The sequence below is a fragment of the Helicobacter pullorum genome (genome assembly GCF_900638355.1).
In the GTDB taxonomy this organism is placed as follows: Bacteria; Campylobacterota; Campylobacteria; order Campylobacterales; family Helicobacteraceae; genus Helicobacter_D; species Helicobacter_D pullorum.
In genome coordinates this window covers 1,206,833-1,231,708 of record NZ_LR134509.1, presented here as the reverse complement: position 1 = coordinate 1,231,708, position 24,876 = coordinate 1,206,833, and the positions used below count along the sequence as shown (strand labels likewise).

The following is a 24,876-nucleotide window of genomic DNA, read 5'->3' as shown; positions in this document are numbered from 1 at the left end:
TTGAAATTTATGTGAGATTAATTCTTGATTTGTAGTATGTTAAGGGTTTAGTAGGATTTTGTTTTGTATTGAATAATTGGTTTGTGTTTTGTCTTTGGCAATTATAATTAAATTAAAGAGAAAAAAATAGAAATAACCAAAATAGATAAGGTAGGTTAATGCCATATTTTGCAAAGTTTTTGAAAAATTATAAGGATATAAAAAGTAGTTTTGGTGGAGCTGTGGGGGATCAAACCCCAGTCCGAAAATCAGACCAACAATAATTGATATACATGCTTTCTTGGGTTTGGAATCTTTCTTGTTTGCTAAACACCCAAAAATTCACAAACAAGGCAACCAAAGGAACTTAAATCTTATTTTTGGTAAATAAGATAGCATCTAGCAAAAATGATGTTTTTAGAAAGTAGCTAGAATTCTAACTAAAAACAGCTCCAAAAAGCTAATTAAACTTACGCAGCTTTAGCGTAAGCTGGAGCGTAATTTGTATTATTTGCGTTTATGTTTAAGAGCCAGTTTTACAACTTAGCACAAGTTGGCATGCAACTAGAGCCATCCAACTCCCGTCGAAATTCATATCAGCCCCATTTTGTTGATAAGGGCGATAATTTTATTCTTATTTACAAAAATTGTCAAGTTTTTGATAAAATTATAGTAAAATCTTTTGAAATAAAATTCAAGCGAGATAAAATGAGTATTCAAATAGAAAATAAACAAACTACTATCACACAAATCAAAAATAAAAAAAACAAAGAAAAAATCACGATGATAACCGCTTATGACGCACTTTTTGCCAAAATTTTTGATGGTGAGGTGGATATGATTTTGGTAGGAGATAGCCTGCATATGAGTTTTTTTGGGGAGAGTGATACGCTAAGTGCAAGTTTGGATTCTATGATTTATCACACAAAGGCAGTGTGCAATGGTGCAAAAAAAAGTCTTGTTGTTTGCGATTTGCCTTTTGGGAGTGTGAGTAATCCTGCTTGTGCATTAGAATCGGCTATCCGAGTTTATAAAGAAACCAAAGCTCAAGCAGTAAAAATAGAAGGCGGAATAGAAGTGAGCGATACTATTAGGCTTTTGGTGCAAAATGGCATTGCAGTTATGGGGCATATTGGGTTAAAACCGCAATTTGTGAGAAGTGAGGGTGGATATAAAATTAAAGGCAAGGATAAGGAGGAAAATGAGAGATTATTACAAGATGCTTTGGCTTTGCAAAAGGCAGGAGTATTTTGTATGGTGCTAGAGGGCGTTAAAAGTGAAGTAGCTAGAGAGATTGCAAAAAGTATTGAGATACCCATTATTGGTATTGGAAGTGGTGTGGAAGTTGATGGGCAGGTATTGGTGTGGAGCGATGCGTTTGGGTTTTTTGAAGATTTTAAGCCTAAATTTGTGCGACAATATTTGGAGGGTGCAAAAATGGTGAGAACATCTCTAAGAAAATATGTTCAAGATGTGAAAAATGGAGATTTTCCTAGCAATGATGAAAGCTATTGATAAAGGGATAGGGATTTGGAAAGAATTGTAGAAATAGAAAAAATAGCATTAGAAGGTGATGAGGAAGTTAGATTACGCCCTAATAATTGGTCTGATTATATAGGTCAAGAGAAACTCAAAAAGAATTTGCAAGTATTTATTAATGCAGCTAAAAAACGCAATGATACACTCGATCATATTTTGCTTTTTGGACCTCCGGGATTAGGTAAAACGACATTAGCACATATTATTAGTGGGGAAATGAACGCACCAATTAAAGTTACAGCAGCACCCATGATTGAAAAAGCCGGTGATTTAGCAGCGATTCTTACAAATCTTAGTGAAGGGGAGATTTTGTTTATTGATGAGATTCATAGGTTATCTCCTGCTATTGAAGAGATTTTGTATCCTGCAATGGAAGATTTTAGATTAGATATTATCATCGGAAGTGGTCCTGCGGCACAAACTGTAAAAATTGACTTACCTAGATTCACGCTTATAGGGGCAACTACAAGGGCTGGAATGATTAGCAATCCTTTGCGAGATAGATTTGGAATGCAATTTAGAATGCAATTTTATGAAAAAGAAGAGTTGGCAAGAATCGTGCAAATTGCAGCAATTAAACTCCAAAAAGAATGCTCTAGTGATGGGGCTTTAGAGATTGCTAAACGCTCTCGTGGAACACCTAGAATCGCCTTGCGTCTTTTAAAGCGTGTCAGAGATTTTGCAGAAGTGGCAGAAGAAGGGATTATCACAAAAGAACGCACGCAATACGCTCTTAATGAGCTTGGTGTCAATGAATATGGGTTTGATGAATTGGATTTAAGATTCTTAAAAATTATTTGTGAAAGTCGTGGAAGACCTATTGGGCTTAGCACTTTAGCGGCTGCTATGAGTGAAGATGAGGGGACAATCGAAGATGTGATTGAGCCTTATTTGCTAATAAATGGTTTTTTGGAACGCACAGCTAGAGGGAGAATTGCTACGCAAAAAACTTATGAGTTATTTTCATTCAAAGATATAGGAAGTTTGTTTTAAAATGGCAAAGTATTTGGTTAATCGCCTTAGAGGTAATTAACCAAAGAGAGTTGAGAGACTTTGCCGATTGAGGAAAGCATAGCTTGGTAGTTGAGTGAGAGGGTTGAGAATTGTAAATACGCCTCTGCAAAATCTGTATCAATAGTATCTGAACGCAATGTTTTAGCTTGGACAATCAAAACTTCTGTGCGTTCGATAGAGTATTCAAACGCATTTCCCTGTGCTCCATTTTTGGTGTGGGCTTTGTTGATATGGTCTGCTAAATGGTCAAATACCAAAAGAGCATTTTGGATTCCGGGATTCCTCATACTATCATCATATTCATCAGTGCCACCGGGACGATAAGTGCCATCTTCTAAAGCTTGGATAATTGTATCAATTTGTTGGAAAAAATTGACATGAGGATCATCTGCTACAATGGCATTATTAGCTTGAAAAGTAAGTGCTGGATGTCCTGTGGTATTTACTCTGCCATTAGCATCAAGAGCAAAATTGCTACTTTCGCTATCATAGAGCATAAACTCCATTCTAGTTGGAGTGCGATTTAAATCTTTGACTTGCATTTGTCCATTAACATCTAGTGAAATAGAAACATTGTTTTTGGAATTGCTAATCATTGTTTCATAAGAAAGCTTGATAGCTGGATCATCGAAATTTGCACCTGCTGGATCAAATACATTTTGTAAATCAGCTGGATTAGTGTTTGAAAGATTTAGCACCATTCCTAGTGTATCAGCTAGTTGTTGATAAGTAACATCATCTGCTGGCGTTGCTTCACTTGCTACTTGTGGGGGATTTCCATTAGGATTTAAGATTGGTATTTCAATCCCATCAATATCAACCCCATTAATGGTTGCAGGGGAATCAATAATCATTACACTTCCTGTGTCTCTAAATTCGATTCTTCCACTAATTGGAGTCCCATTGACATCTTTTACTTCAAAATTATAAGTATGCCCATCAAGCCCAACGCCTGCGACTTGCGAAAGTTTGGTATCCATTGTTGCATACTCGTTGGTATCGCGGATAACTTGAGAAACATTCGAAGAAAGTATCGAGCCGTTTTTGCTAAAGCCCACTCTATCGTATTCTACGCTGTAATCATTGCGGAATCCATTGACATTGTTGCCTCCAGCATCTTGTGCAGTGATAGTAAGACTAAGTGAGCTTTCACCGATATAGGGCAATGTATCTTGTGCTTGATCTGGCGGAGTTTTTTTGGAGACATTATTATCAATGATTGTGATTTTTCCATTGGAAAATTCTACTTCTACATTTGCACCCGGTTGGGCATTATACATATTTTCAATAGAATCCATTAAATCTTGAATAGTTGAGGTTGGAGTAATTGTAAAAGTGCTATTAACATTAGTATTTGTTGGATTGTTGTTCGCATCATTTGCAGAGATACCACTTAAATTGAGTTGTGTAACACCTTCTGGAAAAATATCACTCAAAAGCGTAGAGGTTTTGGCGATTTCATTGTTGCTATTTCTAAAGGTTGTTGGGATAGTGTGGATTCTATGATCATTGTAATCTTCAACAGAAGTGATTTGTGAATTAGAAAAACTTCCCAAATAAGGGCTTTGCACATAGGTATTGACTTTTGCTCCGCTATTTAATAGTGCATCAATATCAGAGACTCCTACTCCATCGGGGTTATTTGGGTCTTGGTAGCTACTTGATACCATATAAAATTCAATATTAGAGCGTCCGCCTGTGAGGTCTTTTATTTCAATCTCTCCCCATTCATTAAGTGTAACATCTACAACTTTGCTTGTTTCTGTGTTGCCAAATTCCTTGCCGATTCTATCTAATAAATCTTGCACGGTTGCGGATTGATCTTCATCGGTGTAAGCTACTCCCATTTCAAATTTGGATTTAAAAGCAGTCCCATCGGGTCTTCTTCCTGTGATATAAAAAACTTCTGGATCGTTATTAGAAGGATCAGAATCATTGTCCCCCACTAAATCACGCAAAGTATCTTCTGCGGTAATATAAACTTTCTCACTATTTCCTGTTGGGTGGTCTGGGTCCATAATTTGAGGGTTTAAAGCACTTTGGTTAAATTTTGGGATATTGGTTGAAATAACACGATTTGTATCATTGTCTGAACCAAAAAATAATTCATAGCCAGTGATATTATAGGCTAGGGAGTTGTTGGAACTAAGCAAGGCATTAAGTGTCGCGTTATTGCCATTGTAACTGCCATCAGAATTAAAGGGCTTAGTGGTTGTCGCAGTTCCTCCAAAAATAAATTCTCCGCCGATAGAAGTGTTAGCAATTGATAAAAAATGATCTCGGATAGATTTGAGGTCTTGGGCAATTGCAAGACGAGAGGTTTCAGAGTGAATATCATTTGCACCTTGGACTAGTTTGCTTTTAAAATTGTCCATGCTTGATGCAAGTTCGCTTAGAGCGGTGTCGGTGTGTTTGGTGAAAGTTAAGGCATTATTTGCTAATTCTTTGCTTTGAGTGAGTGTGGTGATATTATAATCTAATTCAAGAGTTTTGTTAAAAATGCTTGTATCTTGATAGCCAAATTGAATTTTCAAACCATTCATTTGAGCTAGAATATTATTTAATCCCGCTTGTGTCTTTCCTTGATAATATTGCATCATTGTGTAGCTTGAGTTTGTTCCTATTCTCATAAATTTCCTTTTATAGCTAAACTATTTTGTTTTGCATCAAGCAAAAATTATTCCTCTTTTCATCAATTGAAAATTATTTTTCTATTTAATCATTTCTTGTATTTTTTTTTGATAAAATCTTCACTTTGCTAAACAAATTTCTTAGGAGTAAGTGTTTTGAGAAGCCATTATTGTGCAGATTTAGATGAAAAAGATATTGGTAGAGAAGTAAAATTATGTGGTTGGTGCAATACTTATAGGGATCATGGTGGAATTGTTTTTATTGATCTAAGGGATAGAAGCGGATTAGTCCAGCTTGTTTTTGATCCAAAAGATTTTGAACAATCTCATAAAATTGCTAGTGAAGTAAGAGATGAATATGTTTTGATTGCTAAAGGAAAGGTAAGAAAAAGAGGCGAGGGCTTAGAGAATCCAAAATTAAAAACAGGAAAAATTGAAGTTTTGGTAAGTGAATTGAGTATCGAAAATAAAAGCTTAACTCCGCCTATTGCTGTTGGTGATGAGAGTGTAGGCGAAGATGTAAGGCTTAAGTATCGTTATTTGGATTTACGCAATCCGCGTTTGCAAGAAATTTTTATCACACGAAGCAAAGTAGCACAGGCTGTTCGTAATACTTTGAGTAATTTAGGCTTTTTGGAGATTGAAACTCCAATCTTGACTAAAGCTACACCAGAGGGAGCAAGAGATTATTTGGTGCCAAGTCGTGTGCATCATGGTGAGTTTTATGCACTTCCCCAAAGTCCGCAACTTTTTAAACAGCTTTTGATGGTAAGCGGGTTTGATAAATATTTTCAAATTGCAAAGTGTTTTAGAGATGAAGATTTGAGGCTTGATAGGCAGCCCGAATTTACACAGATTGATATTGAAATGAGTTTTGTAGAACAAAAAGATGTAATGGGTGTGGCAGAATCTGTGTTGAAATCTATTTTTGGTGCTTGCGGGATAGAGGTGCAAACTCCATTTCCACATTATACTTATAAAGAAGTAATGGAAACTTATGGAAGTGATAAGCCAGATTTGCGTTATGATTTGCCGCTTGTAGAAGTTTCTGATTTGTTTGTGGATTCTAGTAATGAAATTTTTGCTTCTATTGCAAAAGATTCTAAGAAAAATCGCTTTAAAGCACTTTGTGTGAAAGGTGGAGATAGTTTCTTTAGTCGTAAGACTTTGGGAGAAGCAGAAGAGTTTGTAAGGAAGTTTGGTGCTAAAGGTTTGGCATATTTGCAAATTAAAGAAAATGAAATCAAAGGTCCTTTGGTCAAATTTATTAGTGAGCAGAATCTCAAAACCTTGCTTGAGAGAGTGGGATCAAGTGTCGGTGATATTGTGTTTTTTGGAGCAGGGGCGAAAAAGGTCGTTTGGGACTATATGGGTAGATTGCGTCAAAAGATTGCAAATGATATGGGAATGATCAATGAGAGTGTCTATAAATTTTTATGGGTTGTAGATTTTCCTATGTTTGAACGCAATGATGATGGTAGTATTTCAGCACTTCATCACCCCTTTACGATGCCAAGAGATTTAGAAGTTGAGGATATTGAAGAGATTAATTCTGTGGCATATGATGTGGTGTTAAATGGTTTTGAAATCGGTGGGGGAAGCATTAGAATCCATAAACAAGAGATTCAAAGCAAAGTTTTTGAACTTTTGGGAATCACTCAAGAAGAAGCAAAAGATAAATTTAGCTTCTTGCTTGAAGCGTTGCAGTTTGGTGCTCCTCCGCATGGAGGAATCGCATTTGGATTAGATAGGATTATTATGTTGCTTTGCAATGCACATTCTATTCGTGATGTGATTGCATTCCCCAAAACCCAAAAAGCAACTTGTCCTCTTACAGACGCACCAAGTCCTGCAGGTGAAGAGCAGCTAAGAGAATTGCATATTAGAGTAAGAGAAACCAAAAAATAAGGAGAAATATGAAAAAATTATTTTTAGTTATTGGAGCGCCCGGTAGCGGGAAAACAACCGATGCGGAGATTATTAGCAAAAATAATACAGAAAGTATTGTGCATTATTCTACTGGAGAACTTCTAAGGGCTGAAGTGGCAAGTGGGAGTGAAAAAGGAAAATTGATTGATAGTTATACAAGCAAAGGAAATCTTGTCCCTCTTGAAATTGTAGTGCAAACGATTGTTGATGCGATCTCTAATGCACCTAAAGATATTGTAATTATCGATGGCTATCCTAGAAGCGTGGAGCAAATGCTAGAGTTGGATAAAATCTTAAAAGGAACAAACAATATTACTTTGGCAAATGTTATTGAAGTAGAAGTGAGCGAAAAAGTAGCGTGTGATAGAGTGCTTGGTAGAGCTAGGGGAGCTGATGATAATGTAGAGGTATTCAACAATCGCATGAAAGTGTATTTGGAGCCTTTAGCGGAGATTCAAGAGTTTTATAGTGTCAAAGGAATTTTGCACAAAATCAATGGCGAAAGAACAATAGAAGAAATCGTGGCAGAAATGGAAACTTTTATTAAGAGTAGAATCTAAGGTTTTTTATGCAGAATAAAATAAAATGGTATTTGGTTGTTTTTTTGATGATTGTAGGAACTTCACAAGTATTTGGAAAATAAGGTGTGAAGCCCGTTAATGTCGTGATTTCTCTCGTAGAAAAAAGTCAATGGGAAACTGCAAAGTTGCAAGTGCAAGCAATCCAAAAAAGTTTAAAAGATGATGAAGTGGGTGATATTGAGCTTGTGATGGGCGGAGATTCTGTGCTGCTTTTTGGCAAAAATAGCACTTCATCAGATAAAATAAGAAAAGAAATTGCTGCTTTGGTGAAACTCCCAAATGTTAGAGTTGTAGCTTGTAGTGGAGCAATGCGACGAGCAAAAATCAGCAAAGAATCCTTGATTGAAGGTGTAGAACAGGTTAAAAATGCCCCAAGAGAAATTGTAGATAGACAATTGCAAGGGTATGCAATTTTAAATCAATAGAAAGGAAAGAATTATGAATTTATCAAAAATTGAAGTAGGTGAGAATCCTAGCAAACTAAATGTGGTTATTGAGATTCCTTATGGAAGTAATATTAAATATGAAATTGATAAAGAGAGTGGAGCGGTTGTCGTTGATAGGGTAATGTATAGTGCAATGTTTTATCCTGCAAATTATGGGTTTGTCCCAAATACATTAAGTGATGATGGTGATCCTGCTGATGTGCTGGTATTAAACGAGTATCCTTTGCAAGCTGGAAGTGTGATTAAAGCAAGATTGATTGGAGTTTTGATAATGGAAGATGAGAGCGGGCTTGATGAGAAGCTTATTGCTGTGCCTATTTCTAAAATTGACCCGAGATATGATAATATCAAGTCTCTAGCGGATTTACCACAAATTACATTAGATAGAATCAAAAATTTCTTTGAAACTTATAAAATGTTAGAGCCAAATAAATGGGTAAAAGTGAAAGAATTTCAAGACTTAGAAAGTGCAAAAGCTATTTTGGATAAAGCAATCCAAAACTACAAGTAATACTAATGTCAGTGTTTTTGCACTGGCATCTTCTAAAACTACCCTATCTCTTTATTGCAATTATTTTATTTTTATTTTATCAACTTTATCTCAATTTAGTAGTATAATATCTTTGTAGTATAATATCTTTTATGAATTTATAAATCAAAGAATCTCTTTTAAAATTTCTTTTAAAAATGTTTTTCTTTGTTTGTAAATTTAAATATCTTATAAAGGACCCAAAATGTCAAACAATCCTAATTCTGTTATAGTATGGGGGGGGGGGGGGCAAATAAGCCTTTAACTAACTCTTTAAATACTCTCAATACTCTTAAAAATTCAAATCCTAAAGAACTTGCAAAGAATCTAAATAAGATTCAATCTTCTAATCTTTCTAAAGAATCTAATTCTAAGATTCAAGATACAATTAAATTAGAATCAATCAAAGATTCTAATTCTATTCAATCCAAACAATCTAAAACAACAATCACTAAAATAGGAATCTCTATTGTAGCTAGTATTGTTTTATCTCAATCCTTAGTAGCTTTACCTAGTGGGGGTAAATTCACTCATGGTAGTGGAAGTATTAAAGTAAATGGTAAAGTAATGAATATCACAGGCAATAATACAAACCATATTATTGCTTGGGGTGGTGGATTTAATATCAATAAAGGAGAAAGTGTTAATTTCCTAGGTAATAATAAAAGCTATCTAAACCTTGATTATACTAATAAAGCTTCACAAATATTAGGTAATCTTAATGGCAATGGCAATAATATCTATTTAGTTAATCCTAGTGGTGTCTTAATAGGAAAAGATGCAAGTATTAATGCAAATAAATTTGTAGCAAGTAATACGATTGATGATATAACACTAAATAACTTTAAAACTCAAACTAAATTAGTAGAATCTTTCTCTCCAGTGTTTAAACCTAATAAGGGGAATATTGTTAATCTAGGAACAATTAAAGCCAATAATGGAATCACATTGATTGGGGATACCATAGATATTAGAGGAGGGAAGATAGAAAATACAAGTGGTGGCACTAATAAAGATAATTCTATTTACTTTGTGGGAGAGAATATCTATATTGATGCTGATGCAGTGAATCTATCAAGCAATAATATTTATGCTACTGCTTTTAAAGAAGGTTATATTCAAAGGCAAATGAAAAACTTCCAAAAAGATCGTTTTAAATTTGGAAACTTCAAACAATTAATCACAAATGAATCTTATACTTACAATGATAATGGAAGTATTACCAATGAACAAGGACAAAACAATTTTAAAAAAGTTATCACTCTAGGCAATGGAAATGCTGATGAGGCTTTGAGTGAATGGTATTGGTTTGCTAATGGGTGGAATAATAATAATGGAGATACAAGAAGTGTTGATGAATTTAGACTTGTTGGAGATATTGACTTTTCTAAGCAAATTGGTGGAAAAGATAGGACAATTATTGACTTTGCAGATTCTACTCAAAACAAAACCTACACAGGTAATTATGCCGCACCTATAAATAATGGGAATGGTAATCTTGTAAATGCTGATTATAGTGATGCAATGATTGTGGGGGGATATAAGCAAAAGGATTGGATGGATGAAAAAGATTTTTTTACTGCAAACTTTGATGGTGGTGGGAATACATTGAGTAATGTTGATATAGATTATCATGATGATAGTTTTACTTCACAGATTGGAGTGTTTGGAAATATTAGAGAGGATTCAAGTAAAGCTCAAATTACTATAAAGAATCTCATTATTGATGGAATTAATATAGATTCCACTGTAAATAATAGTGGTTATATAGGTGGATTTGCTGGATATATTAATGGTGGCAATTTTTCTAATATAATCTTAAAAAATATTGGAAGTATTAGTGGTATCGGCTCGGAAGGTGCCTCTTTTGGTATAGGTGGATTTGCTGGGTGGATTGATGGTGGTACTTTTTCTAATATAATTTTAAGTAATATTGAAAGCATCAAAGCTGTTGGTGGTATCCCTAAATCAAGTCCTATTCTTATGGTTGGAGGGTTTGTTGGGCAAGTCTATGATGCAAGTTTTTCGGATATTGTTTTGGAAAATTTTGGAACTATAAGCAGTATTATCGATAATGAACGATCAGATGGTGCTACATGGTCTTTTGTGGGTGGATTTGCTGGAAGGAATTTTGATAAGAACTCTTTTTCTAATATAGTCTTAAACAACATTGGAGCTATAAGAAGTAAATTTAGTAGTGATGATGTAGGAGAGGTTATAGGGGTTTATTCTGGAGGTTTTATTGGAAGTATTGAGAGTGGAGGTGGCATTTTTTCTAATATTATTTTAAATAATATTGGGGATATTGCTAGTGAAATTGATGCTAATAATAAAACTACTTATGTAGGAGCTGAATCCTTTGCGGGTGGATTTGTTGGATATAGAGAACTTTCTCATAGTAGTGCTGACATTAACACTGTCGCCTCTTTTAGCAACATTTACCTCTACTTCAATCCTAATGCAACCATTTTAGCTGAAATTACTGATAGAGGTAAAGGGGTAGAAGGTTTTGGCAAATTCTACGGATCTCTTAGTGGCAATACAACCTTTGATAATATCAATCTCTACTATAATGATAACCCTAATTTAGGCTTGAATAATCCTATAAAAAATGCTAATAGCGATTCAAAAGATTATTATCATCCTACTAGCAATCCAAATAGACAAATCTTTTTAAATCCTTATACTAATGAAACACAAGGCAAAGAAATCTTTAAACAAGCTTTAGAAAAACAAAATAATTCAGGCGGTGCTTTTGAATCTAATAAGATTGTAAATATTGGTGATGATTCTAATCCTATTTATAGTTTTGAACAAACTACAGGTTCTAACATTACCCCTCCAACAGATTCAAATACTCCAAACATTGATTTGGGTAATGTTGCCCTAGAAAAAGACGATTTTATCTCTTTGGATTCTACTATCAAAGAGATTATCCATGAAATATTAAATGAAAACTATGGCATCAATATTGCCTTAGATAAGAATGGATATATCTCGCAAGAAACATTAGATAAGCTTATTAATATCTCTAATACTATTGATGAGATTCTAAAAGGAATTGAATCTAAAGAATCAGAAGCTACATTAGATACTAAAATCCATAAACTTTTTGAATTAATCCTAGTAGATTCTAATCCTAACACAGCAGAATTAGAATCCCTCAAACAATCTCTAAATTTCTTAAGAGCATTCTATGATGGGGATAATGGATTAAAAGATGATTTTACTAAATGGTATAGCAAAGATAATAGTATTGATAAATATAGCTATGTAAAAGATTCTATCTTAAAATTAAAATCTTTTATCAATGGAGAGGGAAGTTATAATAAGAATGGATTAATCAATCAAATCTCATCGATTAATAATAATCTTAAAGCCCTAGAATCTCTAAAACAAAGGATTAAAGCAGCTCAAAAATATTATCAAGAAGCATTAGAAGCTAAATTGCCTTATGAGACTTTAGAGGGTATTTATAATGAAATGGTAAAAATCATTGATGAATCTTATGCTAAAGCCCAAAGCCTTCTAAATACTTTAGAGAGTGAAGATAAAGTCTATCTTACTAATCTTTTAGGAGAATATTCTATCAAAGAGAATAGTGGCTTTGATGATATTAGAGGAACTTTTAGCTTTAGTGGAAATGATATTCTCTCAAAAATAGATAGCATTATTTTAGAAGATAAACCAGCTCTTACTCCACCAACAAAAGAAGAAGTGGGAGATGACCCAACAAAAGAGAATAATCCAGATGTTCCAAATAATTTGCAAAAAATAGCAGACTTAGCCTCTAAAGAAGCAATACTAATCCTCCCAGCACAAGAAAAACAAGAAGCCATTGTAGAAGATGGTAAAGAAAGAGGTAGATTATGTATTGTAAGTGATAATGCTAAGACAAATAATCCTTGTATGGCTATTACTTATTAATTAATTAATCCTATTAGCTTAGGTTAATCCTAAGCTAAATAGATACTAATAATAAAAATATTGAAGAGATTTTAAAAAGATTCAAAATAAACAATGCAATAAAAACTTCTTTTATTCTTGTTTGATTATTTTATAAACTCTAATACAAAATAAACATTTAAACTTTGAATCTTTTTAGAATCTTAAAAGAGATTCAATGCTTTTAAATAATTGAATGATATTTCTAAGATTAAATTGAATTGTATTTTAAGATTCTAAAGTATTAAGATATAGGAGGTGGAGAGAGGCTATGAATAAATATAGAATAGACACTTAGCATTAGAATAAATATGCAATGTGTGTATTAGAGAATATCAAGAGTTGTATTATTATAGAGTATTACCTAAAAGCATTTAGGTAATACTTGAAAGATAATAAATAGCAATGGCGTGTAGTATTATGGGTAGGTTAATAAAGTGGGTAATGGTGTAATGATGGGCTACTTATAGATATTATTGTTTCTTCAAATAGAGCTAATAATCAAAATTTCTTAATGTTTTAAAATTTATTTGAGTTTGTAAAATATGAAAGCTGTTTAATTTTTGGATTAATTATTTGAATAGCAAATTTTATGAGGTGTTATATGGTATCAAAACCCTCTAAAGTGTTTCAAAAAGTAATCTTTAATGGGATAATCTTTGGCAATCAAAATAGAAGTAGAATGAAATTTCAAAAAAAGTTTGTAAAATTATAACGACTAGCATAAAGTTTTTGAGTTAGTATTTTATAAGGAGAAAAAATGAAACAAAGTTTAGTGATTTTAGCTTTGGCGATTTTAGGTTTTGTTGGTTGTGGAGGTGAAAAAACAGAAACTTCCCAAGCTGATTCTAATAAAGTTTATGAAGTGAAATTTGCTCATGTAGTGAGTGCAAATACACCAAAAGGGAAAGCAGCAGACTTTTTTGCAAAAAGAGTTAATGAATTGACAAATGGTAAGATTGTGGTGCATGTTTTCCCTTCGGCACAATTGGTGGATGATGATAAAGTGTTTCAAGAGTTAAAGCGTAACAATGTGCAGTTAGCCGCACCGAGTTTTTCAAAATTTACTCCATTTGCAAAAGAATTTAATTTGTGGGATATTCCTTTTATTTTCCGTGATACCGAGCATTTACATAAAGTAATGGATGGAGAAGTTGGACAAATTTTGAAAGATGTTATTACTAATAAAGGTTATGTGGCATTAGACTATTGGGATGCAGGATTTAAGCAATTTAGCACTAATAAAAAGCCTATTATTTTGCCTAGCGATGCAGAAGGTCAGAAAATGCGTATTATGAGTTCTAAAGTGTTGGAAGAGCAAACAAAAGCAATCAAAGCAATTCCACAAGTTTTGCCTTTTGGTGAAGTGTATTCAGCGCTTCAAACAGGTGTAGTTGATGCAGCAGAAAATCCACTTTCAAATCTCTATAATTCTAAATTTTATGAAGTGCAAAGTTCTATTACAATGTCTAATCATGGATATTTAGGGTATTTGGTCGTTGCAAGTGAAAAATTTTGGAATGAATTGCCAAAAGATTTGCAAGAAAAGTTTATGGCTGCTATGAAAGAGGCAACTATTTATGAGAGAGAAGAGAGTGCAAAAGAAGAAAAAATGTTGCTTGATAAGCTTAAAGCAGACGATAAAACAGGTACTCAAATTTTCACACTTACAGAAGATCAAAAGAAACAATGGCAAGATGTGATGTATGCGATTTATCCGAAGTTTTATGACTTGGTGGGTAAAGATTTAATCGAAAAAACAATGAATACTAAGTAATAAAGGGTAGAATTTGCGGAATTTATTATTGATGATTCAAAAACCTTTTTTGTATGCACATAAGAGTCCCGGTATTAATCGCTTTTTTGAGATTTTAGATATGATTATTGCAGGGATTAATAAAAATGTAGCTGTATTAGGATTGGTGTTTGGAATCGTGATTACTGCTATTAATGTTTGTGTGCGTTATATTGCGGGCTTCTTTCCTGAAATTGGTTCATTAACTTGGGCAGAAGAAGTCGCTAGGTATTGTTTTTTGTGGTCTGCATTTTTTGGTGCGGCTTATGGGTTTAGAAAAGGTGTGCATATTTCTGTTACAATGTTGATTGAGAAGTTTCCACCACCATTGGCAAAAGCATGTGTATTGGGAACACATATTCTAAATTCTATCTTTTTAGGGTTTATGTTTTATGCAAGTGTGATGGTGTGTTATTTGAACTATGAGATTGGCTATATGAGCGAAGCACTCCATAGTGTTCCTTTGTGGGTTTTCCTTCTTTGTTTGCCTATTGCATTTTTTGGAGCTACTTATCGAAGTATCGAGAAAATTTATGAAGTTTCTTGGATGGATGCAGATAAGGTAGTAAGAAATGCAGAAGAAGAAATGATACACGATTCGGTAATTAAGGACTAAGGGGATATTATGAGTGTTGCATTTTTGCTGATAGTTTTATTTGGTTTGTTATTGCTTGGTGTTCCTGTTGCTATTTCACTAGGTGTAAGTGCAGTAGCTACAATGCTGATTTTTACTTCCTATGATATTATGGGTGTGCCAGAAATTATGTTAAATGGGTTGAAGCCTGCTTTGATGGCGATTCCTATGTTTATTTTGGCAGGTTCTTTGATGAGTAAGGGGAGTTCTGCACAAAGAATTGTGGATTTTGCAAAAAGTATTGTCGGGCATTTACCCGGCGGGCTTCCTATGAGTGCAATTTTGGCGTGTATTATTTTTGCGGCAGTTAGCGGGAGTTCCCCTGCAACAGTTGTGGCGATTGGTTCTGTAATGTTTGCAGCACTTAAAGCAGCAGGATACCCTAAGAGCTATTCTGTGGGTGCGATTACTTCAGCGGGAAGTTTGGGGATTTTGATTCCGCCTTCTGTGGTTATGATTGTTTATGGGGTAACTGCAGAAGTTTCTATCGAAAAGCTTTTTATGGCAGGAGTTGTTCCGGGATTGATGATTGGTGGAATGATGATGCTATATGCTTATATTGGGGCTAGAAGATTGGGATTTAAATCTACTACACCAGCGAGCTTTAAAGAGAGATGGAGTAAGTTTAAAGAGGCATTTTGGGCATTACTTATCGTTTTTGTTGTAATTGGTGGGATTTATGCTGGAATCTTTACTGCCACAGAGGCTGCTGGAATTAGTGCGGTTTATGCTTTTGTAGTTTCTATTTTTGTTTATAAAGATATTAAGATTAAAGATTTGTATGCTGTATTTTTAGACGCAGCTATTACCACAGCGATGATTTTCTTTATTATTGGATTTGCTGTTGTCTTTGCACATTTGCTTACAAGTGAGAGAATCCCTCATATCATAGCAGAAAGTTTGGTAGGTATGAATATGACTTGGTGGATGTTCTTAATCTTGGTAAATATTGTCTTATTTATTATGGGGCAATTTATGGAGCCAAGCTCTGTTGTAATGATTATGACGCCACTTCTTTTGCCTATTGCATTGCAATTAGGAATTGATCCGATTCATTTTGGAATTATTATGATTGTGAATATGGAGATTGGTATGCTAACCCCTCCTGTTGGGCTGAATCTTTTTGTGGCAAGTTCATTGACGGGATTAAGCCTAAAAGATGTAACAATTTCTATTATTCCATGGTTATGTGTTTTGTTGGTTGGATTAGTTCTAACCACTTATGTGCCTGAAATTTCACTTTGGTTACCTAATTTATTGGAGCGTTAAGAAGTGGTTTTTGGTCGATAAGGTAGCACAAAAGTGGAAGAATATTTATTGTTTTTATTTGATAAAGCCCCGCTTGGAATTAGTTTCTTAGCGGGGATTTTGACTTTTATTAGTCCTTGTGTATTGCCCCTTATTCCTGCATATCTTTCTTATATTTCTGAAGTTTCCCTAAGTGAATTGAAAGCTTATCATACACTTGATAGGAGAATGCGTTTTGTAATTGTTCGCAATGCTTTATTTTTTGTTTTGGGAATGGGGATAGTTTTTGTTTTGCTTGGAGTGGTAGCGGCTAGAATATTAAGTGGCGGAATCTTGCTTAGTCCTTATGTGGCATATTTTGCTGGAGGGATTTTGATAATTTTTGGTTTGCATACCGCAAAGGTTATTGAGATTCCTTTTTTGAATTATCAAAAAAATGCGAAATTTAATGTAGTTCATTTTAGTTTTTTGCGTGATTTTTTTATGCCATTTTTATTGGGAGTGAGTTTTTCGTTGGGTTGGACACCTTGTGTAGGACCTATTTTAGCAGGGATTATTTCTCTTGCTAGTTTAAGGGCTGATGAGGGAATTATCTTGATGATAGTTTATACATTGGGATTTAGTTTGCCATTTTTGCTGTGTGCATTTTTAGTTGGTTATGCTTTTGCGTTTTTGGATAGAATTAAAAGGCATTTTAGGTTAATTGAATGGTGTGCGGGTGGATTGCTTATTGTTATAGGGATTTTAATTATTACTGGCAAAATGGAGTGGTTATCTAATTATTTGGTAAAAGTTTTGGGATAAATTATGAGATTAAAAAATTTTATTAATCTTTCGCAGCAAGAGAGTAGAGAAGTTTTTTTGTGGAGGAATAGTGAGGAAATTTCTTGTTTTATGAAAACAAAAAATATTTCTTGGGAAGAGCATATTGCCTTTCTTGAAAAGCTCAAAGAAGAGGTAACTAAGCAATATTTTTTGGTTTTTGATGGAGAAGTGGCAGTGGGTGTTGTGGATTTTGTGGATATTCAAAGGGGAGATTCTTGTGAGTTTGGAATCTATCAAAATCCAAATTTAAAAGGATATGGAAAAGGCTTAATGGAGGTTGTGATAAAATATGCCTTTGAGACTTTGAAAGTCAAGAATCTTTATGCTTGCGCTTTTAATGAGAATCAAAAAGCAATTTCTCTTTATCTAAAATTTGGTTTTATTTTGACAAAAAAGGATGTAAAAATGAGTTATTTTAAATGTAGTCAGAGAGTTGATTGTGTTGATTGAGCCCTAAGAGATAAAATTTGCGATAATGAAAGAATGAGAAAGTTTTGAAGATATATTTAGAAAATAAATTAAATGATAAAAGAGAAAATTAACTTCCTAATTAGTATAATTTTGCATTAAATTTTTAGAGGTTTTTGTATGGTGGAGACGAAATATATTTTTGTTACAGGTGGAGTTTTGAGTTCTCTTGGGAAAGGGATTACTTCCTCATCAATAGCAACTTTATTGAAGCATTCAGGTTTTGAAGTGGGTATTTTGAAAATCGATCCTTATATCAATGTGGATCCCGGGACAATGAGCCCTTTAGAGCATGGAGAGGTTTTTGTAACACAAGATGGTGCGGAGACGGATTTAGACATTGGGCATTATGAGCGTTTTTTGAATATGGATTTTTCCTCTAAAAATAATTTTACAACCGGGCAAGTTTATCTCTCTGTGATTGATAGAGAGCGTAAAGGTGGGTATTTGGGTAAGACAATTCAAGTCATTCCACATATTGTTGATGAGATTAAGCGAAGAATCAAACTTGCAGGAGAGGGCAAGGAAATTTTGGTAGTTGAACTTGGCGGAACAGTGGGAGATATTGAGGGGCTACCATTTTTGGAGGCTATGCGTGAGATTAAACATGAATATGGAATGGAGCGTGTTATTAGTGTGCATGTGACTTTGATACCATTAATCAAAGTGGCAGGGGAGTTAAAAACAAAACCAACACAACATAGTGTGCAAGAATTAAGACGCATTGGGATTACTCCACAAATTATCATTGCACGGACAGAAAAAGAGTTGCCAAAAGAGCTTAAAAATAAACTTTCAATGAGTTGCGATGTGGATTATGATTGTGTAATCACTGCTCAAGATGCTAAGAGTATTTATCAAATGCCGCTTCATTTTTTGAAAGAAGGGGTTTTAGTGCCTATTGCAAGATTCTTAAAACTCCCAGAATTTACACCTAATATGCAAGAATGGGATAGTTTAGTGAAGCGAATCCTAGCTCCACAAAATGAAGTTAGCATTGCCTTTGTGGGTAAATATTTAAATCTCAAAGAATCCTATAAATCCCTCATTGAAGCTTTGGTACATGCAGGAGCGAATTTGGATACAAAAGTGAATATTCAATGGATAGATAGTGAAGAGCTAGAAAATAATCCAGAAATAATTCAGCAATTAAAGTATGTTAATGGTATTTTGGTGCCCGGTGGATTTGGAGAAAGAGGGATTAAGGGCAAAATGAAAGCCATTTGGTTTGCGAGAGAAAATAAGATTCCATTCCTTGGAATCTGCCTTGGAATGCAGTTGGCAGTCTTGGAATTTGCACATAATGTTTTGGGAATCAAAGAAGCAGATTCTATGGAATTTAATCCTAAAACAAAAGAACCTATTATTTATTTGATTGAAAACTTTATTGACCAAAATGGCAAACAGCAAATTCGCACACACACTTCCCCTATGGGTGGCACAATGAGGCTTGGTGAATATGAATGCCAAACTAAAGAGGGTAGCAAACTCCAACAAGCTTATAAAGGGCAAAAAACTATCAAAGAAAGACATCGTCATCGCTATGAAGTGAATCCAAAATATAGAGAAGCTTTAGAAAAGCAAGGAATGGTAATCTCTGGAGAATCTAATGGGCTGATTGAAGTAGTAGAACTCAAAGAGCACCCATGGTTTGTGGGAGTGCAATTTCACCCGGAATTTACTTCTAGGCTACAAGCACCTAATTTGGTAATTTTGGAATTTATTAAGCAATCTTTAATGTATCATGCTAAATGATATATTGAGGTTTTCTCCGCTAAATGCACTAGAAATAAAAAATATTCTTGCAGGTAGGTTTGATGGGGAAAAGATTAAGAAATTGCAAGATTTGCCTCCCCCTGATTCTTTGAATAATCTCTCTAAGATTGCCAAAAAAATTGCCAAAGCCATACAAGAAAAAAAAAGAATAGTTGTAGTTGGCGATTATGATGTAGATGGTGTCGTCTCTTGTGCGATTTTAAAAGAGTTTTTTGATAAGATACCCTATGTGATTTCAATTGTGATACCTAGCCGTTTTGATGATGGTTATGGATTATCAAGTGCAATGATTGACAGATTAGATTGCGAAATGATTATCACGGTGGATAATGGCATTAGCGCGATAGAAGCAGCAGAAGTTTGTAAGCAAAGAGGAATTGAGCTAATTATTACAGATCATCATACACCGCAAGAAAATCTACCAGATGCACTTATTTGCAATCCAAAGCTTTCTCCCCATTTTCCAGAATCTGAAATTTGTGGTGCTTGTGTGGCATGGTATTTGTGTGCAGCAATCAAGCAAGAAATGGGGATAGAAGTCCAAATGGCTGAATTTTTGGATTTACTTGCTTTGGCAATTATTAGTGATGTAATGCCTCTTAGGGGAATGAATCGTGTGTTGTTGAAAAAGGGGTTAGAAGTTTTAGCGCAAAGCAAAAGGGCTGCTTTGGTGATTTTAAAAGAGCATTTCAAAAGATACCCTTTGAATTCGCAATTGTTAGGATATTATTTTGTGCCACTTTTGAATTGTGCAGGGAGGATGGAAGAGGCTAAGATTGCATATGAATTTTTGATTGAGAAAGATTATTATAAGGCATTAGAGATATTCAAAAAACTTCAAAAACTTAATCAAAAAAGAAAGAATCTCCAAAATAAGACTTTTTTAGAAGCTAAGGAATATTTTGAAACACAAGAAAAGTTTGAAGAATTACCCTTTGTGCTTGTGTGTAATGAGCAGTGGAATGAAGGAGTGGTTGGGATTGTTGCAGCAAAACTTTGTGAAGAGTATGCCAAACCAAGTATTGTGCTAACGCATAAAGAAGGGTATTTAAAAGGTAGTATGCGTTCTTTGGATATGGATTGTATGAAGATTTTGGAGCAGTGTCAAGGATATTTGGAGGCATTTGGGGGGCATTTTGGTGCAGCGGGATTGAGTTTGCAAAAGGAGAAATTTTTGGATTTTAGAGATTATTTGATGCAATTAAAATTGCCAGACAAACAAAAGATAATTCAATCTAATATCCTTGGAGCTTTGCCTCTTAAAGAGGTGAATTTAGAGATTTTTAGAATCTTGCAGGAGTTTGAACCTTATGGAGAGCAAAATAGCATTCCTCAGTTTGTAACTCAAGCAAAAATAAGAGCGGTGCAAATTTTTGGGACTAACCATAGCCAAATGGTTTTGGAGCAAGAAGGGGTGATTAGAAAAGCTTTGGTATTTTTTGAAAATCTAAAAGCTTATGAGAATCAAGAAATGGGGTTTGCGTATTCTTTGCAATGGGATAAATTTGCTCGTGATGTAGTATTAAAAGTGGAGAATTATACCCCATTGATTTAAGCTATCTTACACATTCTTTTGAATATGAATCGCATTTGAAGCCTAATGGACAATCTGTATCAAAATTGCAACCACTTTCAATTTTTGGTCCATAATTGTTTCTTGGCTCATTAAAATTTTGGATTCCAAATTCATCGACTGCTTTTATACATTGTCCTTCCCAGTCATACATATTTTTTAGACATTGGTAGCCCAAATTGCAATCCGCATCAGACATACAAGCAAAGGAAAATTGAGAAGCAATCCATAAAAATGTTATAAATTTTTTTCATTTGTTACCTTTTTATTTTTTGAGAGTGATTAGGAATGTTGGGAGCAAGATTAATGATCCAGCAAGCATTAGAAGCATTACAAGTGTAGTGAGTAGCCCAAAATAAATTGTGGGGATAAAATTGCTAGTCATCATGGCGCAAAAACCAACTACAATGATTAAGGTGGTGTAATACATAGCATTGCCAATAGAACTATGAGAGCGTATAATGGCTTGTTTGATTGAATGGGATTTTAGCTCTTCTTTGTAGCGATGAATATAATGTATCACATCATCAACTCCAATTCCAAGACAGATTGCAGCAATAGTAATTCCCATTAAATCTAGTGGGATTCCACTAATACCTAAGAATCCAAAAATTGCTCCTAATGGAATGAGATTAGTTAAGAGTGCAATCACAGAAAGTTTAAAGCTTCTAAAAATTAGAACAAAAACTAAGAAAATTGCTCCAATTACAAGGCTTAGAGTATCTACTTGCGAGGCAATGAGGCTTTGTAAGAGATTGTTATAAAGCACCATCATGCCATTGATTTTAAAAGTTACAGATTCGTTTTGGAGCAGGGTTGTAAGATCATTTTGGATTTCGTGGATGAAAAGATTGCGTTTGAGATTTGGATTAGAATCAAAGGTGCGAAAGACAAAACGCATTTGATTTTTTGCAATGTTGGCATAAGGGGTGAAGAGTTGATTTTTGAGATTTTGTGGGGAATTTTTATAAAGAAAGGCGATAGTAAAATCATCAGCACCTAATCCCAAAGAGCCTACAAGCATGGAGAGGCTATGTAGGCTTAAAATAGAGCCGATGTATTCTTTGTTTGCTAAGTAAGTGTGGATTTTTTCTGCGATTCTTAGTTTTTGACTATCAAACCAATAAGAATCCTGTTGTTCTAATACATTAAATTCCTCTTCAAATTCATTTTCAAAATCACTAAGAGAGGAATCTTTGGAAGATTTATCTTGAAAATTTATGATAATTTCAAGTGGAATCGTGCCTCCAAGATCTTGGTCGATTGTAAGTAATCCTTGTTTGATTTCGCTGTCATCTTTGAAGTAATTAACAAAGCTGTTTTCTACTTTGAGATTCATAATACCATAAATACTAAAGACAATGCAAAGAAAGGAAATAGTATAAATGAGTTTGGGTTTATTAGTGGCAAGATTTGCACATTTTAGCAAAAAGATATGGTGCCATTTGGGGAGATCTTTGACTTTTTGGGGTTTGGGTAGAATGACTAAAATTGCACCAAAAAGCATAAAAGTAAAAATGAGTGCAACACTTACCCCAATACTCATAATAATTCCTAGATGAATAATAGGGAGAATTTTAGAAAATACGAGGCTTAAAAATCCAATAATAGTGGTTAAAACAGCAAAAAAACTAGGCGAGGCTTTGTTTAGCATCACTGCATACACGAGGTTTTTTTGTGAGGCTTTGGGGAATTTTTCATAAAACTCTAAATAAGAGACAATTAGATGCACTATCAAAGAGACAGAAATAATCAACAATAAAGAAACATAATTGCTTGAAACAATGGTGATTTGATAACCAAAAAAAGAAAAAATACCACTGCTAACAACAAGGCTAAAAAGACAAACGCAAAAACTTAGAGCGACAAAATAAATATGGCGGAAAAATATCCATAACATTAATGCCAAAATTATACTCAATGCCGTGCCATAAGTAATGAGGTCAGATTTTACATAATCAATCATATCGCTTGCAATAAGCATAATTCCGCCAAGATAAACTTTTCCTTCTGTTGTGTATTGTTCTTTGAGAGATTTTAGGGCTTGAATAGTTTGGGCATTGTGGATTTGGGAATTTTGTTTGTGTGTATGAATGAGATTTTGGATATTTTGTTTTTCTTCTTTGGTGTTTGCGGTATTTTTGAGTTGGGTTAATTCTTTTAGCTTAATATCTTCTTTGAGATAAATTAAAATTCCAGCAGTTTTTGCATTTTTTGAGATGATATTTTGTGTATAAAAAGGGTGGTTTAGAATCTCAGTTTTTGCGAGGTTTTTATCGGTTTGTTTGGAAAGTAGAGTTGGATTTATTTTGAGAATTTCTTGTAATTCAAGATTAGGTGTGCTTTTGAGCAAAGGGGCATTTAAAATGCTTAGAGTATCTTGCACTTGTGGAATCTTTTTGATATCTTGTGTGATTTTTTGGAGAATTTGGAGTGAATGGTTTGAAAATACATTCCCATCTTTTGGGATAAAGGCTAAAATCAAAAAATCTTTTGTTTGGTAGTCTTGCAAGATTTCTTCATAAATTTTGAAATCTTTGTCATTTTCGAGGATAAGGCTTTCAGAGCTAGCATCAATGGGGAGCTTTATCGCATAAAATAAAGAAATAAAGAAAAATAAAATACAGCAGAATAGAATCTGCTTTGGATATTTTAAGATGGTTTTAAAAATAAACGCTAATGGGTGATTAATTTTCAAAGCGTATTTCACTTTCTAGTTTTTGGAGTAATTTTTCAAAACCTTCTTGAGAGATAATATCTGCAAATTGTGAGCGATAAGTTTGAATAACGCTAATGCCCAAAATATCAACATCATAGATTTTCCAATCTTGATTGAATTCATGAAATTTGAAAGTGATATAATGGATTTTTCCATCTAAGATGATAGAAGTTTTGAGATTGTAGCGGTTGGCTTTAGTCTTTTGCCCACCTAGGACTTTCATAGTTTCATCTTTGTAGAGGTGAAGTTTGTCTGTAAAACTTCGTTTGAGATTTTTTTCAAATGCGACATCAAATTCTTTTTGTTGGCTAGGTGAGAGGGTTTTGTATTTTTTTGAGAGTGAGAGTTGTGCCATTAAATGATAATCAAAAATAGAATCAAACATTGTAAAGATTTCTTTGGCAATAGATTCAATGTTTTTATTAGAGGTTTGTAAAATGTGGATTGTTTGATTGATATTTTTTTCCATTGTTGTATCAATTTTGTCAAATTCTAATGCAAAACCAAAAGTAGCCACCAATAAAAAACTAAATAAAATTTTCATAATCACTCCTTGATTAATTCATTTCTATGTTGTTCATAAGAATTTTTCATTAAAACATAAGTATTTAAGCTGTCTCTTCTAAAAGTATCCAAAGTGTCCTTATGTCTTGCGGTGTAGTTAAATTCTTTGAAGGTATAAACGCCAGCAGAAAGCAAAAATGGTTCTAAATAAGTTGTGGGATAAGCTAGAGCATTAAGCGGCATTGCTAAAATATCCCTAAAATTAGAAGGTCCAATCAAAGGAAGCACGAAATAAAATTCTCCATCTATTCCCCATCTTCCAAAGGTAATTCCAAAATCAGAGCGTTTAGAATATAAACCATTTGGTGTAGCTATATCTAGGATTCCCCCAATCCCAAAGGTGCTATTTAGTGTAAATCTCCCAAATTCATTGATTGCATCATTGAATCTAAAAGAAAAGAGGTGAGAGAGAAATCGCAAAGGTGAAGCAAGATTATCAAAAAAATTGTAGATTCCAAGTCGCAAACCAAGTGGAGTTGCTGCGTTATAGACTTGTAGGGCTGGATCAAAAACATAATCATAAATATCCCAATTGACTTCTGTCATAAAACGATTGTATTTTTCAAAAGGATCTTTGATAACACTTTGTGTGTATTCACTTTCAAAATCTTCCAAAAACTCTTCTTGCCCAAAGAGATTTTGGCTAAAAATGATGAGCATAATAAGTATAAAATTGCGCATT

19 protein-coding genes and 1 other RNA gene are annotated in these 24,876 nt (G+C 33.9%); 14 read left to right on the top strand and 6 right to left on the bottom strand.

What is annotated here, in order from left to right:
• Window positions 1–211: 211 nt before the first annotated feature.
• Window positions 212–583: a transfer-messenger RNA gene (ssrA, locus tag EL247_RS06030) on the bottom strand.
• 104 nt (window positions 584–687) lie between these two features.
• Between ssrA and panB the strand changes: the two genes are divergently transcribed.
• Entirely contained in the window at window positions 688–1,494 is an 807-nt protein-coding gene (gene panB / locus EL247_RS06025; protein ID WP_104745529.1) for a 3-methyl-2-oxobutanoate hydroxymethyltransferase, read from the top strand.
• A gap of 15 nt (window positions 1,495–1,509) precedes the next feature.
• A complete protein-coding gene (gene ruvB, locus EL247_RS06020) occupies window positions 1,510–2,511 on the top strand; it encodes a Holliday junction branch migration DNA helicase RuvB (RefSeq protein WP_005020647.1) in 1,002 nt (333 codons plus the stop codon).
• Between the two features lie 26 nt (window positions 2,512–2,537).
• Here ruvB and flgL read toward each other — a convergent pair whose 3' ends face one another.
• Complete coding sequence (gene flgL, locus EL247_RS06015) at window positions 2,538–5,162, bottom strand: flagellar hook-associated protein FlgL (protein ID WP_126442111.1); 2,625 nt, start codon at window positions 5,160–5,162, stop codon at window positions 2,538–2,540.
• A 156-nt stretch (window positions 5,163–5,318) separates the two neighbouring features.
• Between flgL and aspS the strand changes: the two genes are divergently transcribed.
• The 12 genes from aspS to recJ all read left to right on the top strand — a co-directional run bounded on the left by aspS (window position 5,319) and on the right by recJ (window position 20,893).
• Complete coding sequence (gene aspS, locus EL247_RS06010) at window positions 5,319–7,070, top strand: aspartate--tRNA ligase (RefSeq protein ID WP_126442110.1); 1,752 nt, start codon at window positions 5,319–5,321, stop codon at window positions 7,068–7,070.
• An 8-nt stretch (window positions 7,071–7,078) separates the two neighbouring features.
• Complete coding sequence (locus tag EL247_RS06005; protein ID WP_104745515.1) at window positions 7,079–7,651, top strand: adenylate kinase; 573 nt, start codon at window positions 7,079–7,081, stop codon at window positions 7,649–7,651.
• An 86-nt stretch (window positions 7,652–7,737) separates the two neighbouring features.
• Window positions 7,738–8,097: a DsrE family protein gene (locus EL247_RS06000; RefSeq protein WP_126442109.1), complete on the top strand. Its 360-nt coding sequence runs from the start codon at window positions 7,738–7,740 to the stop codon at window positions 8,095–8,097.
• A gap of 13 nt (window positions 8,098–8,110) precedes the next feature.
• Window positions 8,111–8,629: an inorganic diphosphatase gene (gene ppa, locus EL247_RS05995; protein ID WP_005020652.1), complete on the top strand. Its 519-nt coding sequence runs from the start codon at window positions 8,111–8,113 to the stop codon at window positions 8,627–8,629.
• A gap of 252 nt (window positions 8,630–8,881) precedes the next feature.
• On the top strand, window positions 8,882–12,574 hold the full coding sequence (locus EL247_RS05990) for a filamentous hemagglutinin N-terminal domain-containing protein (RefSeq protein WP_126442108.1): 3,693 nt from the start codon (window positions 8,882–8,884) through the stop codon (window positions 12,572–12,574).
• A gap of 778 nt (window positions 12,575–13,352) precedes the next feature.
• Complete coding sequence (locus EL247_RS05985) at window positions 13,353–14,369, top strand: DctP family TRAP transporter solute-binding subunit (protein WP_060661007.1); 1,017 nt, start codon at window positions 13,353–13,355, stop codon at window positions 14,367–14,369.
• 31 nt (window positions 14,370–14,400) lie between these two features.
• Window positions 14,401–15,003: a TRAP transporter small permease gene (locus EL247_RS05980; protein ID WP_005020655.1), complete on the top strand. Its 603-nt coding sequence runs from the start codon at window positions 14,401–14,403 to the stop codon at window positions 15,001–15,003.
• A gap of 9 nt (window positions 15,004–15,012) precedes the next feature.
• Entirely contained in the window at window positions 15,013–16,290 is a 1,278-nt protein-coding gene (locus tag EL247_RS05975; protein WP_054197592.1) for a TRAP transporter large permease, read from the top strand.
• 33 nt (window positions 16,291–16,323) lie between these two features.
• Window positions 16,324–17,073 carry a cytochrome c biogenesis CcdA family protein gene (locus EL247_RS05970; RefSeq protein ID WP_054197593.1) on the top strand — a complete coding sequence of 250 codons (750 nt, stop codon included), beginning with the start codon at window positions 16,324–16,326 and terminating at the stop codon, window positions 17,071–17,073.
• Window positions 17,074–17,076: 3 nt separating this feature from the next.
• Entirely contained in the window at window positions 17,077–17,544 is a 468-nt protein-coding gene (gene pseH, locus EL247_RS05965) for a UDP-4-amino-4,6-dideoxy-N-acetyl-beta-L-altrosamine N-acetyltransferase (protein ID WP_172594057.1), read from the top strand.
• 138 nt (window positions 17,545–17,682) lie between these two features.
• Complete coding sequence (locus tag EL247_RS05960) at window positions 17,683–19,317, top strand: CTP synthase (RefSeq protein WP_005020664.1); 1,635 nt, start codon at window positions 17,683–17,685, stop codon at window positions 19,315–19,317.
• Window positions 19,307–20,893 (top strand): single-stranded-DNA-specific exonuclease RecJ, encoded by a 1,587-nt coding sequence (recJ, locus tag EL247_RS05955; RefSeq protein ID WP_054194752.1) that lies wholly within the window; start codon window positions 19,307–19,309, stop codon window positions 20,891–20,893. The genes EL247_RS05960 and recJ overlap by 11 nt, the downstream gene beginning before the upstream one ends.
• 1 nt (window position 20,894) lies before the next feature.
• Here the strand turns inward: recJ and EL247_RS05950 are convergent, their stop codons facing one another.
• From EL247_RS05950 to EL247_RS05935, 4 genes are all read right to left on the bottom strand, one after another.
• On the bottom strand, window positions 20,895–21,089 hold the full coding sequence (locus EL247_RS05950; protein ID WP_126442107.1) for a hypothetical protein: 195 nt from the start codon (window positions 21,087–21,089) through the stop codon (window positions 20,895–20,897).
• A gap of 87 nt (window positions 21,090–21,176) precedes the next feature.
• Window positions 21,177–23,609 carry an efflux RND transporter permease subunit gene (locus tag EL247_RS05945; protein WP_232019739.1) on the bottom strand — a complete coding sequence of 811 codons (2,433 nt, stop codon included), beginning with the start codon at window positions 23,607–23,609 and terminating at the stop codon, window positions 21,177–21,179.
• Entirely contained in the window at window positions 23,599–24,174 is a 576-nt protein-coding gene (locus EL247_RS05940; protein ID WP_054194754.1) for an MlaC/ttg2D family ABC transporter substrate-binding protein, read from the bottom strand. The genes EL247_RS05945 and EL247_RS05940 overlap by 11 nt, the downstream gene beginning before the upstream one ends.
• A 2-nt stretch (window positions 24,175–24,176) precedes the next feature.
• On the bottom strand, window positions 24,177–24,875 hold the full coding sequence (locus EL247_RS05935; RefSeq protein ID WP_005020670.1) for an MlaA family lipoprotein: 699 nt from the start codon (window positions 24,873–24,875) through the stop codon (window positions 24,177–24,179).
• Window position 24,876 lies beyond the last annotated feature (1 nt).